Genomic DNA, 13,620 nt, shown 5'->3' with positions numbered 1-13,620 from the left:
GGAACGCCGGTTGGTGTGTCGTGCTCACGGCGCACCAACCGGCTTTTCTGTTTTCCTGCACTTAACAAAAGCCTTCGAATCGTGCGTCGACCACCCTTGACATGGTCTGATGCCCGCCGCATGCTGTGTACGCAACGCGCACTCAGCGTTCGATTATCGTTCATCAGCAATTCGCCAGTCCTCAGGGAGTTGTCGCATGACCGTCCCTACCCATCGTCTTCCCCGAGTTCTGACCTGGAAGTCCGGCGCCTTTCTGGGTTTGACGACAATTCTGGGCGTCTTCACCACGGTCGGTTACATGATCGGACTGGTCGGCGCCTGGGCCGTGATCGCGATCTGGGCGGTTTCGATGCTCGTCGCGACCGCGCAGGCGTTCCTCTACGCCGAAATGGCGACGATGTTCCCGAACATGGCCGGCGGCGTCGCCGCCTATGCCAACGAGGGGCTGCGCCGGTACACGGTGTTCGTCGGGCCGATCGTGTCGTGGGGCTACTGGCTGGGCTACTCCCTGGTGCAGGCGGCCATCGCGCTGATCTTCGGCCAGGTCGTGCAGGCGCAGTGGTTCCCGACGCAGACCTGGGGCGTCGACGTCCTCGGCGTCCACGTCGGGCTCCCGCACGTGCTGGGGGCGGCGGCGCTGGTGAGCGTCTTCCTGCTCAACATCTTCGGCATCCGGCCCGCCGCCCGGGTCACCTCGCTGGGCGTGATCATCTTCACCGTCTTCGTCGCGATCATGGTGGTGCTGCCGTTCCTCGAGGGCAAGTGGTCGCTGTCCGGCCTGACCTGGCGGCTCGACGACCCGAAGCTCGCGCTGGTGCTGCTGTACCTCGCGGGCTGGACGACCTACGCGGTGGAGGGACCGTCGCTGTTCGCGCCCGAGTACCGCAGCCCGGGTACGGACTGCCCCAAGGCGATCCGGGTGTGCGCGATGCTGATGATCGGCGTGTTCACCATCGTCCCGTTCGTCGTCTCCGGCACGCTGGGGGAGAAGGCCATCGGCGACAACCCGAACGGTTACGCCGTCGACGTCATGAACTTCCTGTGGCCGGGTAGTTCGTCCCTGGTGGTCGCGGTCGTCGCGATCGGGCTGTGGGTCACCCTGGTCGGCACGAGCGCCCAGGCCGGGCGGGCGCTGCTCGGGATCTCCCGCAGCGACCTGACCGTGAAGCAACTGTCCACTTTGAACAGTTACGGCATGCCGGGCCGGGCGCTGGGTGCCGACCTCGTCGTCAACCTGCTCATCCTGTTCCTGGTGGGTAACACGGTGGCGATCGTCGCGGCGAGCAACCTCGGGTACTTCATCTGCTGTGGCCTGGCGTGCTGGGCGTATGTGCTGCTGCGCCGTGACCGGCCGGAGTGGCCGCGGCCGTACCGCCTGTCCCGGAAGTGGGGTGTGGTCGCGATCGCGCTGGGCGTCTTCGACCTCGTCGTCGCCGCGGTCGGGATCACCAACCCCGACCTGGCCGGCCGCGGCGGGCTCAAGGAGACCCTGATCTCGCTGGTGCTGCTGTTCGTCTGCATCCCCCTCTTCCTGCTGCGCCGGCTGTGGCAGGACCGCGACCGCGAGTTCGCGTGGCGGGAAGACACGCCGGCGCTTCCGTCCGACGAGGGGCAGGCGACCTCGCCGGGTGAATCGGAACAGCCGGAAGCGGACCCGGCCGGGAAGCCGGCATAGCACCGGAGCCGGCGTCCATGCGCTTCGGAGTGCACCTGCCCAGCAACCACGGGTGGCGCCACGTCGAGGACCTCCTCGACGTGGCACGGCTGAGCGAGCGGCTCGGGTACGAGTCGGTGTGGGTGAGCCAGCACGTGTTCCACGCGGGCTACCTCGCCGGCCGGCTCGGCGGGCGCCCCTACTACGCGCCGCTGCCGATCTTGGCCGCGGTCGCCGCGGTCACCACGACGGTGCGGCTCGGGACCTCGGTGCTCGTGCTGCCGTACCACCACCCGGTCCTGCTCGCCAAGGAACTCGCCACCCTCGACGTGCTCTCCGGCGGACGGCTCACGGCCGGGGTCGGGGTGGGAGTCATCCGCGAGGAATTCGACGCGCTGGGCGTCGAATACGACACTCGCGGCGCGCGGACGGACGAAGCTCTTCGAGTGCTCAAAGCGCTGTGGGCGACGCCGCGACCCGCTTTTTCCGGCCGCTTCCACCGGTTCGCCGGGCTGGAGTTCAGCCCGGCACCGGTCCAGCGCCCGCACCCACCGATCTGGATCGGCGGCTCAAGCCGTGCCGCGATGAGACGAGCCGCGACGTTCGGGGATGGCTGGCACCTGTTCCGCCGTCCCACCGAGGGACTCCGTGAGGCGATCCACCGCGTCCGGGACTTCGCGGAAGCGGCCGGTCGCGACGGCCGGGCGCTCGTGGTGTCGGTTCGGTGCGACCTGGAAATGCCGGGCACTGCAGCGAATCCCGACTACAACACCTCCCTGGGCAGCCGGTTCCGGCTGCGGGGGACACCGGAACAGATCACCGAGATGGTCGGAGAGTGGCGAGATGCCGGCGTCGGGCACCTCGTCCTCGCGGTCAACACCGCCGACCCGAACGTGGTAACGGATTCCATCGGCGCCTTCGCCGCTGAGATCGCCCCCGAATTCGGTTGAGCCCGAGCGTTCGCGGAAGACCCGTGCGGTGCTGGAGATCCCCGGTGCACCGCACGGGCCGCGCACCCCCGTGCGCAGGTTGGTGGCGGAGTCAGCCGCCGATGCCGGCTCCGAGGGCGAGGAGGGCGGTGGTCACCGGCTGGAAGAACGTCACGCCGCCGGTTCGGCAGTTGCCGGAGCCGCCGGAGGTGATGCCGATGGCGGCGCCGTCGCGGGTGAACAGCGGTCCGCCGCTGTCGCCGCCCTCGGCGCACACCGTGGTCCGGATGAGCCCGGTGACCCGGCCTTCGGGGTAGTTGACCGTGGCGTTCAGCGAGGTGACGCGGCCCTGGTGCAGGCCGGTGGTGCTGCCCATCCGGAGTACCTGCTGATCGACCTTCGCCGCGGCGGCCTTGGTGATGGCGATCGTCCGGCCGCCGCCGACGTCGACGACGCTGGGTGCCTCGGTCGCGGTGTTGTTGTAGGTGAGCAGGGAGAAGTCGCCGGTGCCGGGGAACTTCGCCTGCTGGACGGTGGCGATCGATCGACCGCCCGGTGTCAGGGACCATTGCCGTCCGGCGGTGGCGCAGTGGCCTGCGGTGAGGATGCCGGGGTTCCCGTCGCTCGTGGTCACGTTGAACCCGAGGGAGCACCGGGCCCGGCCGGTGAAGATGGCGTCGCCGCCGCCCGCGAACAGCTGGAGGACTCCGGGGGTTCGCTCGACCCGGAATTGCTGCCCGCGGGTGGCGGCCATGAGACGGTCCCACTTCTCGCCCTGGACGGTGCTGTCGGCCGTGACGACGGTTTGCCCGGTGTCCGCGTCGATCGACCAGGCGGTGCCGGTCATGGCGCGTGCCGCGGTGCCGCTGTCCGCGGGCTTGGTGCCGGCTGCGTCCGCATGGGGGATGGCGATGGCGGCCGTGGCGGCCGCCACGATGGCGGCGGCCGCCGCGAAGAGTTTGATTCGGCTCGGCTTTCGGTGCCGGGAAGGCATTTCGCACACCTCCGTGCTCGGGGATCGGGGTTCTCACCCGGCTCCACGGGGCGCCCTGCCGCCGAGTTCAGGGTTTCGGCGTTGCCGAGACGGTCGGCTCGTGTCAAGCCCCCGACCGTCTCGGATCAAGTAGCCGGCAGGATGCCTGCCTCGTGCGAGATGATCGCTGCGCGTACCCGGTTGTCGCAGCCCAGTTTTCCGAGGATCCGGCTGACGTGGGTCTTGACGGTGCCCTCGCCCATGAAGAGCTGCCGGGCGATTTCGGCGTTCGACCGGCCGAGTCCGAGCTGGATCAGGATGTCCCGCTCCCGGTCCGTCAGCGTGCTCACGAGCCGGCACGCCTCGCTGTTGTCGGTGGCGACGTACCGGTCGATGAGGTCCTTGGTGATCCGCGGCGACAGGACGGCGCCGCCGCGGGCAGCGGCTCGCACCGCCTGGATGAGCTCCTGCGGACCGGTGTCTTTGAGGAGGAACCCGGCCGCGCCGGCGCGCAGGGCCCGCGTGATGTAGCCGGGCTCGCCGAACGTGGTGAGCATGACGACTTTGACCGCCGGTGCGAGCCGGGTCAGCTGCTCGAGCGTGGCGAGGCCGTCGACGCCGGGCATGCGGATGTCGACGAGCGCCACGTCGAGTGGCAGGCGGCAGGCGAGGTCGACCGCTTCGCCGCCGTCGCCTGCTTCGGCGACGACCTCGATGTCTTCGGCGTGCCGCAGGACGAGGCGGATCCCGGCGCGGAGCAGGTGCTCGTCGTCGGCGAGCAGGACGCGGATGCGGTCCACGGCGTCAGACCGCCGGCAGGGGGAACCGGGTCTTGTCGACCAGGACGTCGGAACGGAAGCAGTAGCGTTCGATCATCGTGGAGTCGTCTCCGGTGTAAGTGAAGGTGTACGAACAGTCCGCGCCCGGCAACGCGGGAGGTTCCGCGCCGCGCGCGGCCCGGTGGGCCAGGGAGTCGTCCGGGCCGACCGAGTCGGTGACCTGGCCGCGGGTGGCGCCGATACCGATCGAGTCGAACCGGTCGTCCATGCCCGGTGCGTAGGAGAGCATGGAGAACACGACCACCAGGATCGCGACTGCCCCGGCCAGGCCCGTGGCCAGCACCACCGCCTGGCCGAGGCGGGCCCAGCGGTCGTCCGGTTCCTCGCCGGTTTCGGGTTCGGCGCGGCCGGCGCCGGGTGGGGTGACGGCCAGCGGCACTTCGGCCGCCAGCCGGAATCCGCGGTTCGGCAGGGGACCGGCGGTGAGGGTGCCGCCCAGCAGCCGGACCCGTTCGGCGACGCCGACCAGGCCGAGGCCGGAGCCTGTTGCGCCGGTGCCACCGCGGCCGTCGTCGACGATCTGCACGCGGATCCGGGCCGGTCCGCGGTCCACGATGACGTGGGCTTGCGCGCCGGGCGCGTGCCGGTGGAGGTTGGTCAGGCCTTCCCGCACGATCCGGTGCACCGCTTGCCGGACCGGCGGTGTGCTGTCGGTCAGGTCGTCGCCGTGCCAGGTCAGGCCGACGTCGGTGCCGCCGGCCTGGGCTTGGCGGACGAGCCGGCGGACGTCGGAGTGGGTGCCGGTGTGGTCGATCGGCTGGGTCGCGCGGGCTTCCCCCTGCCGCAGGATGCCCAATGTCGCGCGCAGCTCGTCCATCGCGATCTGCACGGTGTCCCGGATCAGCCGGGCCGGCTCGGTGGCCTCCACCGGGCGTCCCGCATCGAGCTCGAGACTGCCGGCGTAGAGGGAGATGAGGCTGAGGCGGTGTCCGAGCAGGTCGTGCATCTCCTGCGCGATGCGGGACCGCTCCTGGAGCCGGGCAGCCGATGCGGCGAGCCGGGTCTGTTGCCGGAGGACGTCGATCAGCCGTTCCCGCTGGGCGAGAAGCACCTGCACGACGGTGGGCCCGACGACGCACAGCACCGCGATGAGCCCGAACCCGCCGAGTGCGATCTGCCACTGGAAGTGCGACCCGATCACTCCGATCGTGACGGGGATCAGCGCGGCCACGGCCAGCGCGGTACCCCGCGACCGGGCGGACCGGGTTCGTGCGGCCACGCCGTAGGACGTAACCGCAAGCGCGACTCCGGCAGCCGGGTACCACCCCACCAGCAGCCCGGCAGCGAGAAGCGCGAGCACCGGGAACCGGCGGCGGGCTGCGGCGAGCACGATCGCGGCACCCGCGACGAGCATCCCGGCGTCGGGTTGTTCCCAGGGGGTAGGACTCCAGGCCACGGTGATGTACCGCGTGGCCAGGTAAGTGACCCCGCCGACGAAGACCAGCGAGGCCAGTTCCGGGCCGCAAGCCGCCGCTCGTGAGGTGAGCCGGAGTGCACCGGGCGAGAGAGGGAAGCCGGTCATACCCGGTTCCACGTACCGCACGCCACCGGCGGTTCGCCGGATCCGGGATGGGAACGCACGCTCGGGACCGATCTCGATCGCACGAGCCAGGGTCCCGCAGGCAGGCACACCGCCAGTCGGAACGGGGCAGCGGGAGCGGGTCACGCTGCGGCCGGCGCACCTGCTGGAGACCGGCTTCCGTGGCGCTGACCCGCTACACCCGGGCGTCGACCACCAGCGACAGGACGCTTCACGCGACCCTCTCAGCACCAGGAGCCTGGCGTAATGCCATTGAGCGGAGACTATGCGCCGAGTCCGTCCGATTTCGCCCGCAAGCAGGCGGCGCCAAGACCGGCAAGCTGCGCAAGACCCCGCTGATGCGGGTCGAGCACAACGGCGAGTACGCCGTGGTCGGCTCGCGCGCCGGCGCGCCGCAAAACCCGGTGTGGGTCCACAACCCGCGCAAGGACCCGCACGTCGAGCTGCAGGACGGCACGGAGAAGCACGACTGCGTGGCCCGCGAGATCGAGGGCGACGAACGCGCGGTCGAAGCAGCGCCCGACTACGCCGACTTCGAGAAGAAGACCGACCGGCTGATCCCGGTCTTCGTCCCGACGCGCACACCGGAGTGATCGCCGCGCCGGGGCCCGCATTCACGCGGGCCCCGGCACCCGGCATCCGACGCACACCCCGCTTCACCCACTGATCTCACGAACGGCCCTTTCCGGCCGCGTGGAAAGGCAGAACCTCATGCGCGCAGTCCGCTGCTCGACGTGGGGCTCGGGAACGTACCGGACGGGTAAGAGCGTGGCCCAGAATCGTCTGGATTCGTTGCAGCATAACGGACAAGGGCGTCACGGACCGAGCGCAGCGCAGCCCGAACCGGTCGGGAAGATGACCGTACGGACGTGTCCGGTCCCCCAACGCTCGATCAGCGGGTGTAGGTCAGGGCGAGCACACCGGTGCTGAACGTCCTGGACTCGGTGAGCGTCAGGGGCAGTTCGGTGCCGATGTCGTCGAACAGCCGGGCGCCCTTGCCGAGCACGATCGGGTGTACGAGCAGGTGCAGTTCGTCGAGTTGGTCCGCGACTAGCAGTGAGCGGACGAGGCTGACGCTGCCCGAGATCATGATGGTGCCGCCGTCGCGGGCTTTCAGGTCGGCGACCTGGTCGCGGGTGATGACAGTGGTGTTGTTCCAGTCCGCCTTCGCCAGGGTGGAGGAGACGACGTACTTGGTGATGTTGTTCATGAACTCGGCGCCCTCGTCGGCGCGGTCGGGCCAGGAGGCGGCAAAGCCTTCGTAGGTCTTGCGGCCCAGGAGCATGGTGTCGGCGCCGGACATGGTGGCTTCCACGTCCTTGGCCATCTCGTCGCTCCAGTACGGGAAGTGCCACTGGCCGGGCTCGTCGGTGACTCCGTCGAGGGAGGTGAACAGGCTGGCGACGATGGTCCGCATGTCGGTGTTCCTTCCGGTTTCGGCTGGTCATCAGCTTGCCGGGGGAGCCGTGCGCGGGGCATCCGTGGAGCTCACGGACCCGACCACGGATTCCATTCCGTGCTGCGGGCGGCGGCGTCGCGCAGGGAGCCGTACCAGGACCGCCAGACGCCGTCGACCAGGCCGGTGAACTCGTCCGGCCGCAACAGTGCGGCCGCCGCGGCCGGGTCACCCCGGCGCAGCAGCACCCAGGCGTCGAAGAACGCCATCGCCCGCGGGTCGTTCGGGGCGCGACCAGCGGGTGCGAGGTCGTCGACGACCCTGGACCACAGTTCCTCCTCCTCGGTGGCTCCCTCGATCGCGTACACCGTGGCCAGGGCCTTCGCGCCACGGCGCAGGGTGCTCAGCCGGGGCCGGCCTGCTTCCTGCCAGGCGTCGAGGAACACCACGCCGTGGTCGCGGGCCTCGTCCCACTCGCCGCTCAGCGTTGCCACGACGATCAGCCGGTACGTGGCCAGGTGCCCGGAGTCGCGGTTCTGCGGCAGGTCCCGGCAGCGCTGGGCCATCTCCCGGGCGACGGTCAGCTCCTGGGCGGCGATCGCGGCGTCGGTCGCCATGCCGTACGCGTCGTTGATCTCATAGCCCAGGTCGGCGTCCAGGGGTAGCCGGTCGAGCAGTTCGGTACGCCGTCGGGCGGCGGTCAGCGCCGCTCCGGCGTTTCCCTGGCTGAGGTGGACCACGGTCAGCTGGTCCAGCGCGGCGCTCATGACCAGCGGGTCGCCGCTGTGTTCGGCCAGCCGCAGCGCGTTGCCGGTGGCCGCGACGGTCGAGGGGTCGTGGACGGAGCCCGCGAACGCCTCGGCGGTCGCGACCCTGGCCACCGCGACGGGGTCCTCACCCGCGTACCGCCGGGCGTCGGCCAGGGTGGTGCGCACCGTGTTCGGGTCAGGGGCCGCGGTGATGATGCCGGCCGACCGGTGGACCAGCTCGACCACCCGGGCCAGCTCACGGGCCGCCAGCTCGGGCCGGCCGGCGAGCAGGGCGGCCTCACCTGCGGCGCGCCTCAGCCGCAGGGCGTCGTCGCCGGCGTGCCGGGCCTCGGCGGATCCGGCGGCGAGCCGCAGGGCGTCGAAGCGGGCGCGCGGGGTGGCGGCCAGCTCGGCCGCCCGCTCGGACCGCAGCTGCGCCTCCGCCAACCACCCCCGCCGGTGGCACAACGCCGCGAGGAGTGTCGCCGCCTCGGCGGACGACGTCCGGGTCAGGGCCCAGCGCAGCTCGTCGGCGATCCGGTCGAAACCCGCCCGCCACTCGGCGTCCTCGTGGTCCGCTGCCAGCAGGGTGGTGCCTTCGGTCAGGAACCAGCGCAGGTGCCGGTCGCGGATCTCGGCTTCCTCGGCCGCGAGCAGTTCGGTGCCGTACTGGCGGACCGACTCCAACGCCGCGTAGTGCGTCCTGTCGCTGGACGGGACCGTGGTGAGCAGGCTGTGGTCGACCAGGGTCGCCAGGCCGGCGAGCACGTCGGCGGTGGGCCCGCCGGTGACGGCCGCCGCGGCGGCGAGCCCGAACGCGGTCGCGAAGACCGAGGTCCGCTGCAGCACGGTTCGTGGGTGCTCGTCGAGCAGTTGGTAGCTCCAGTCCAGTGCGGACCGCAGTGAGCGGTGCCGGTCGTCGACCCGCCGGGCCCCGGTCAGCAGGGTCAGCTGGTCGACCAGCCCGTCCTCGACACCGTCCAGGCCGACCGCGGCCACCCGCGCCGCCGCCAGCTCGATGGCCAGCGGCACGCCGTCCAGCGCCGCGCAGATCCGGCCGATCCGGTCGCCCGCGACCTCGGTGGCGCCCGCTGCCTCCGCACGTGCCACGAACAGCCGCTCAGCCTCCGCCGGAACCAGACCTCCTACGGGGAAGACCCGCTCGAACGGGACCGACAGCCGGACCCGGCTGGTCGCGAGCACCGTGATGCCCGCGCTGTGCCGCAGCAACCGCTCCACCAGCACCACCACGCCGTCCACGACGTGCTCGCAGTTGTCCAGGACCAGCAGCAGCTGCCGGTTCTCCGCCCACGTCGCGAGGTTCTCCTCAGCCACACCCAGCCCGGCGGCCACCGCCTGGGGCACCATCGCGTCCCCGGCGACCGGCACCAGGTCGACGTACCGCACACCGTCCCGCGACACCACGTCCTCGGCCACCGCCAACGCCAGCCGGGTCTTGCCCACGCCGCCCGGTCCCACCGCCGTCACCAACCGGTTCCGGGCCAGGACTCGGGCCAGCGCCTGCCGCTCGGTCAACCGGCCCACCAGGGGCGTCAACGCGTGCGGCACCTGCGGCGCGTTCGCGGCGGCGACCTCGCCGGCCATCGCGGCCAGGGCACGCCTGTCGCTCACGCCGAGCTTGCGCAGCAACGACGAGACGTGGCTCTCGACCGTACGGATCGAGATGAACAGCCGGGCGGCGATCTCCGGGTTGGTCAGGTACTCCCCCAACGCCGTCAACACCTCGGCCTCACGCGGCGACACCCGCACACCCGCAACCTCATGATCCGGCATATCCCCAAGTACACACGACCAGTGATGGCAAGTACGACACTGGGGGATTGTTCCAAGATCGGTGTTCCGGTCCGACACACCGGGCTGAGGTCCGGCGGGATGGGCACCGCCATTGCTGACGTGCCGTTCGCGTACAAGCGCGTCGGCGGAGTCGGAATCAGCCTGTCGGACGCCTGGACGTCGGCGTTCTGGAGCCTTCGGGCAAGGCTGGTTCGGCGTTGACATCGCGGTGAAGGGGCCCCGTAGACTCGCGCCATGGCCGAATCGACCTCGGTGCCTGCTGGGCAGGTCGTGGTACTGGTCGACCGCTGGCCGGATCCGGCGCCGCCCGTCGAGTTACCGGTCCGTGGCCCGCTGCGAACGACCAGCCGCGCCGTGCTCGTGGTGCTCCTCGTCCTTTGCGCGGTGGGGAGCGTCGAGGCGATCGTCCTGCTGTGGACGGAGCCGACTCCCGGCTGGTGGTTCTCCCTCCTCTTCACCCTCCTGTTCACGGCCCTCGTTGTCGTGCTGTGGATCGCGTATTTCGCCGCCGTCGCCCGGAGCGCTGAGCGCACGCGTGCCCGCGTTCGCTGGGCGGAGGCGACGGATCGTGCCGAGTTGCTCGACGGCACGGTCTGCGCGCGCACGGTCTCGACCATCGAGGATGGCGGTGTCGACAGCTTCACGCTCGTTGTCGACACCGCGAAGGGACAGGTGTGCGCGATGTGGGAGCGCGCGACCTCGCGATCGCCGATGCTCCTTCGGACTCAGGTCCCGGGGGTCGGCGCGCGTGCCCGGGTATGGCGGCTCCAGGACGCGGACGGCGACGCACCGATAGTGATCGAGGTGTGCGATCCCTCGTTCGAAGAACAACGGCGATAGCCTGTTGCCCCGGGGTGTCCGTGCTCACCCGGGACGGCTTGGCCGATCAGCGCGGTTACGCAGCCGGTCACCGACGGTCTCGGCGAATAGCGTGCGGAGTTGTACCGGCCCGGCCGGTCACGCCGCGGCAGGTGACCGCGGTGGGCGGGGGCTCACCAGATTTCGACCGGTGCCCCACCGCGGGGGTAGTGGCCGGGTTGGGGTTCGGCGGCGCGTTCCATGCGCTTGCGCATTCCGTCGGACAGGGAGCCGTCCTTGAACATTTCCATGAAGAGGGCGGCCGCGTTGCCGAAGTCGTAGAAGTCGCGTTGCCAGGACCACTGCCAGTCGCCGGCGTAGCGGAACCAGCTCCCTCCGATGCCGGCGACCGTGTAGGGGGAGCCGTCGGGACGGCGTGCGTCGGCGGTCTGTTTCCAGAAGCCGACGATTTCGCCGCTGTGGTCGTCGACGAGTACTTTCTGGTAGGGGTAGGTCCAGCCGTCGAGGCCGTACATCTCCGTGCCGAGGGCGTGTTCGCGGATCTCCTCGCGGCCGACGGCCATGAACTCGTCGTCGGGGCCGTTGTACCAGCCGTAGGTGGCGTCCACTGTGTACATGTCGGCGAGCGGTCGCCAGTCGCCGGTCTTCTCGCAGCGTTCGTTGGCCTCGAGCCAGCGCCGGACCATCTCGTCCAGCTCTTCACGCGGGAAAGCGGTCACGTTTCCTCCACTATGGACGTTTGCGGTAGCGGACGTGGCAGGGCTGGGCCAGCTGGACGACCATCTTGGAGTGGTCGTTGCGGTAGGTGTCCGGGGATTGGGCCAGTTCGAAGGTGTAGTCACGGAGCAGCACGGAAAAGATGGCCTTGAGCTGCAACATGGCGAACGCGGCGCCGACGCAGCGGTGTCGTCCGGCGCCGAAGGGGATCCAGGTCCACCGGTTCGCCAGATCCTCCTGGCGTGGTTCGGCGTACCGGGCCGGGTCGAAGGCGTCCGGCTCGGGGAAGTCCTCCGGTATCCGGTTGGAGATCGCGGGCGTGACGCCGACGTAGTCGCCGTGCCTGATCGAGTGCCCGTTCACCGTGAAGTCGCCGTTCGCGACGCGCAGCAGCAGGATCAGCGGGGGGTGCAGGCGCAACGCCTCCTTGACCGCGGACTCCAGCTTCGGAATCGCGCGCAGGGCCTGGAAGCTGACCGTCGAGCCATCGGCGTAGAGCCGGTCCAGTTCGGCGACGACGCCCGCCAGCACGTCGGGGTGGCGCAGCAGTTCGATGAGCGTCCACGCGGCGGTCCCGGAGCTGGTGTGGTGCCCGGCGAACATCATCGAGATGAACATCCCGGTGATCTCGTCGGCGGAGAAGCGGGGGCCGCCGTCGTCGTCTTGGACCGAGATCAGCACGTCGAGCATGTCGCGGTCCCCGCGCGCCGGCGGTGGTCCCGCGGCGCGGGCGTTCATGATGCCCTGGACGAGGTCGACGAGCCCGGCACGGGCTTCGTCCCGGCGCCGGAAGCTCTCGATCGGCGCGTACGGGTCGACGAACGCGAGCGCGTCCGTGCCCCGCTCCAGCTCGTGGTAGAGCTGGGCGAACCGGCCGTCCAGTTCGTCGCGGAACTTCGTCCCGATCAGGCAGGCGGAGGAGGTGTAGATCGTCAGCTCGGCGAAGAAATCGAGCAGGTCGATTTCGCCGGCGTCGCCCCAGCCGGCGACCATGCGGTCGATCTCGCGGGAAATGGTCTTCGCGTGGCCCTTCATGTGCTCACCACGCAACGCCTGGTTGTGCAGCATCTCCTTGCGCCGCTCGGGCGGGGCGTCGAAGACGACGCCCTCGCCGAAGATCGGCTTCATGAACGGGTACGCCTCGGCTTGGTCCAGTTCTTCGTCGCCGGCGCGGAAGAAGAACTCGTTCGCCTCGGCACCGGACAGCAGCACCACCCGCCGGGTGCCGAGGTCGAACGCGCCGACGGCACCGCATTCCTCGCGGATCCGGCGCATCAGGCCGATGGGGTCCGTGCGCAGTTCTTCGAGGTGCCCGTGTTCGGCCCGGCCGCCCGAAACCCGTTGCGGTTCGCGCGGGTTCATGCCGGGTCCTCCCGTAGCGGTGCCTCGGGTTGTACTTCGACGAGGGTGAGGTGGACACCGCGCGGCGCGGACACGACCGTCGTCACGGCGGCGGCGATGTCGGCCGCGCGCAGCATGTAGGGGTGGCGGGCGAAACCCCAGCGCTGCCAGTCCTCGAGCATGGTCAGGGTGGCCTGCTGGTCCCAGCCGGCGGCCAGGTCCGACACGGTCGGGCCGGGCCGGACGATCGACGCGCGCACTCCGGTGCCCTCGAGCTCCATCCGCATCGCGTAGGCCATCGCCTCCAGCCCGGACTTCGCCGGCACGTAGGCGCCCATGCCGGGGCGGGGCGACGGCACCACGTCGGAGCCGATGAAGACGACGTCCCCGCGTCGCCGGCCGACCATGTCCGGCACCACCGCCGACACCAGGCGGTGCGCACCGATCAGGTTGACGCCGACCTGCTCGGCGAACCGGTCGGTGTCCAGTTCGTGGATCGGTGCGGGCGCAAGTCCGCCCGCACCGGAAACCAGGATCTCGATCGGGCCGAGTGCTTCCGTCGCGGCGGCGACGAACTTGCGGACCGACGCGTCGTCGCCCACGTCCAATGACAGGCCGACCGCTTCGCCGCCGGCCGCGCGAATCCGCTCGGCGACCTCGGCGCACTTTTCCGCGCGGCGGGCACCGAGTGCGACCGGGTGTCCCGCTTCGGCGAGCGCGACCGCGGTGGCGGCACCGATGCCGGACGACGCCCCGGTGACGATCGACGGCCGCTTCTCCGGGTGTGGTTCGAATCGAGGCATGACGTCAGCCACTCCCTGTGCTAGACATGTGTCCAGACGGTAGTA

The 13,620-nt window shown here is 70.5% G+C and carries 12 protein-coding genes; 4 read left to right on the top strand and 8 right to left on the bottom strand.

The window, feature by feature from the left end:
* Nucleotides 1–109 precede the first annotated feature (109 nt).
* On the top strand, nt 110–1,675 hold the full coding sequence (locus ACWED2_RS12045; protein WP_449690465.1) for an APC family permease: 1,566 nt from the start codon (nt 110–112) through the stop codon (nt 1,673–1,675).
* A 17-nt stretch (nt 1,676–1,692) separates the two neighbouring features.
* Nucleotides 1,693–2,604: an LLM class F420-dependent oxidoreductase gene (locus ACWED2_RS12040; RefSeq protein ID WP_449690464.1), complete on the top strand. Its 912-nt coding sequence runs from the start codon at nt 1,693–1,695 to the stop codon at nt 2,602–2,604.
* A 91-nt stretch (nt 2,605–2,695) separates the two neighbouring features.
* Here the strand turns inward: ACWED2_RS12040 and ACWED2_RS12035 are convergent, their stop codons facing one another.
* The 3 genes from ACWED2_RS12035 to ACWED2_RS12025 all read right to left on the bottom strand — a co-directional run bounded on the left by ACWED2_RS12035 (nt 2,696) and on the right by ACWED2_RS12025 (nt 5,917).
* Nucleotides 2,696–3,577, bottom strand: coding sequence for a S1 family peptidase (locus ACWED2_RS12035; RefSeq protein WP_449690463.1), 882 nt, complete (start codon nt 3,575–3,577; stop codon nt 2,696–2,698).
* Between the two features lie 125 nt (nt 3,578–3,702).
* Entirely contained in the window at nt 3,703–4,356 is a 654-nt protein-coding gene (locus ACWED2_RS12030) for a response regulator (RefSeq protein ID WP_449690462.1), read from the bottom strand.
* Between the two features lie 4 nt (nt 4,357–4,360).
* Complete coding sequence (locus ACWED2_RS12025; RefSeq protein ID WP_449690461.1) at nt 4,361–5,917, bottom strand: sensor histidine kinase; 1,557 nt, start codon at nt 5,915–5,917, stop codon at nt 4,361–4,363.
* 179 nt (nt 5,918–6,096) lie between these two features.
* Here ACWED2_RS12025 and ACWED2_RS12020 point away from each other — a divergent pair, with 179 nt between their 5' ends.
* Nucleotides 6,097–6,528: a nitroreductase/quinone reductase family protein gene (locus tag ACWED2_RS12020; RefSeq protein WP_449690460.1), complete on the top strand. Its 432-nt coding sequence runs from the start codon at nt 6,097–6,099 to the stop codon at nt 6,526–6,528.
* A 299-nt stretch (nt 6,529–6,827) separates the two neighbouring features.
* Here ACWED2_RS12020 and ACWED2_RS12015 read toward each other — a convergent pair whose 3' ends face one another.
* Both ACWED2_RS12015 and ACWED2_RS12010 read right to left on the bottom strand, forming a co-directional pair.
* Nucleotides 6,828–7,352 (bottom strand): dihydrofolate reductase family protein, encoded by a 525-nt coding sequence (locus ACWED2_RS12015; protein ID WP_449690459.1) that lies wholly within the window; start codon nt 7,350–7,352, stop codon nt 6,828–6,830.
* Between the two features lie 71 nt (nt 7,353–7,423).
* Nucleotides 7,424–9,844: a LuxR C-terminal-related transcriptional regulator gene (locus ACWED2_RS12010; RefSeq protein WP_449690458.1), complete on the bottom strand. Its 2,421-nt coding sequence runs from the start codon at nt 9,842–9,844 to the stop codon at nt 7,424–7,426.
* Between the two features lie 285 nt (nt 9,845–10,129).
* Between ACWED2_RS12010 and ACWED2_RS12005 the strand changes: the two genes are divergently transcribed.
* A complete protein-coding gene (locus tag ACWED2_RS12005; protein ID WP_449690457.1) occupies nt 10,130–10,735 on the top strand; it encodes a hypothetical protein in 606 nt (201 codons plus the stop codon).
* Between the two features lie 152 nt (nt 10,736–10,887).
* On the opposite strand, the gene ACWED2_RS12000 is transcribed toward ACWED2_RS12005, so the two are convergent.
* Genes ACWED2_RS12000 through ACWED2_RS11990 form a run of 3 tightly spaced genes read right to left on the bottom strand, consistent with a single transcriptional unit; the run spans nt 10,888 to nt 13,575 of the window.
* A complete protein-coding gene (locus ACWED2_RS12000; RefSeq protein ID WP_449690456.1) occupies nt 10,888–11,433 on the bottom strand; it encodes a nuclear transport factor 2 family protein in 546 nt (181 codons plus the stop codon).
* Between the two features lie 10 nt (nt 11,434–11,443).
* Nucleotides 11,444–12,793 (bottom strand): cytochrome P450, encoded by a 1,350-nt coding sequence (locus ACWED2_RS11995; protein WP_449690455.1) that lies wholly within the window; start codon nt 12,791–12,793, stop codon nt 11,444–11,446.
* Entirely contained in the window at nt 12,790–13,575 is a 786-nt protein-coding gene (locus ACWED2_RS11990) for an SDR family oxidoreductase (protein WP_449690454.1), read from the bottom strand. The genes ACWED2_RS11995 and ACWED2_RS11990 overlap by 4 nt, the downstream gene beginning before the upstream one ends.
* Nucleotides 13,576–13,620: the final 45 nt, after the last annotated feature.

The sequence above is a fragment of the Amycolatopsis sp. NPDC005003 genome, assembly GCF_053600695.1.
This window is presented reverse-complemented; position numbering and strand designations above follow the sequence as displayed.

What these genes read in the sequence shown, in the direction of transcription:
- ACWED2_RS12005 (WP_449690457.1), top strand. Translation starts at nt 10,130, where the DNA reads ATGGCCGAATCGACCTCGGTGCCTGCTGGGCAGGTCGTGGTACTGGTC.
- ACWED2_RS11990 (WP_449690454.1), bottom strand. Translation starts at nt 13,575, where the DNA reads ATGCCTCGATTCGAACCACACCCGGAGAAGCGGCCGTCGATCGTCACC.
- ACWED2_RS12015 (WP_449690459.1), bottom strand. Translation starts at nt 7,352, where the DNA reads ATGCGGACCATCGTCGCCAGCCTGTTCACCTCCCTCGACGGAGTCACC.
- ACWED2_RS12025 (WP_449690461.1), bottom strand. Translation starts at nt 5,917, where the DNA reads ATGACCGGCTTCCCTCTCTCGCCCGGTGCACTCCGGCTCACCTCACGA.
- ACWED2_RS11995 (WP_449690455.1), bottom strand. Translation starts at nt 12,793, where the DNA reads ATGAACCCGCGCGAACCGCAACGGGTTTCGGGCGGCCGGGCCGAACAC.
- ACWED2_RS12035 (WP_449690463.1), bottom strand. Translation starts at nt 3,577, where the DNA reads ATGCCTTCCCGGCACCGAAAGCCGAGCCGAATCAAACTCTTCGCGGCG.
- ACWED2_RS12045 (WP_449690465.1), top strand. Translation starts at nt 110, where the DNA reads ATGCCCGCCGCATGCTGTGTACGCAACGCGCACTCAGCGTTCGATTAT.
- ACWED2_RS12040 (WP_449690464.1), top strand. Translation starts at nt 1,693, where the DNA reads ATGCGCTTCGGAGTGCACCTGCCCAGCAACCACGGGTGGCGCCACGTC.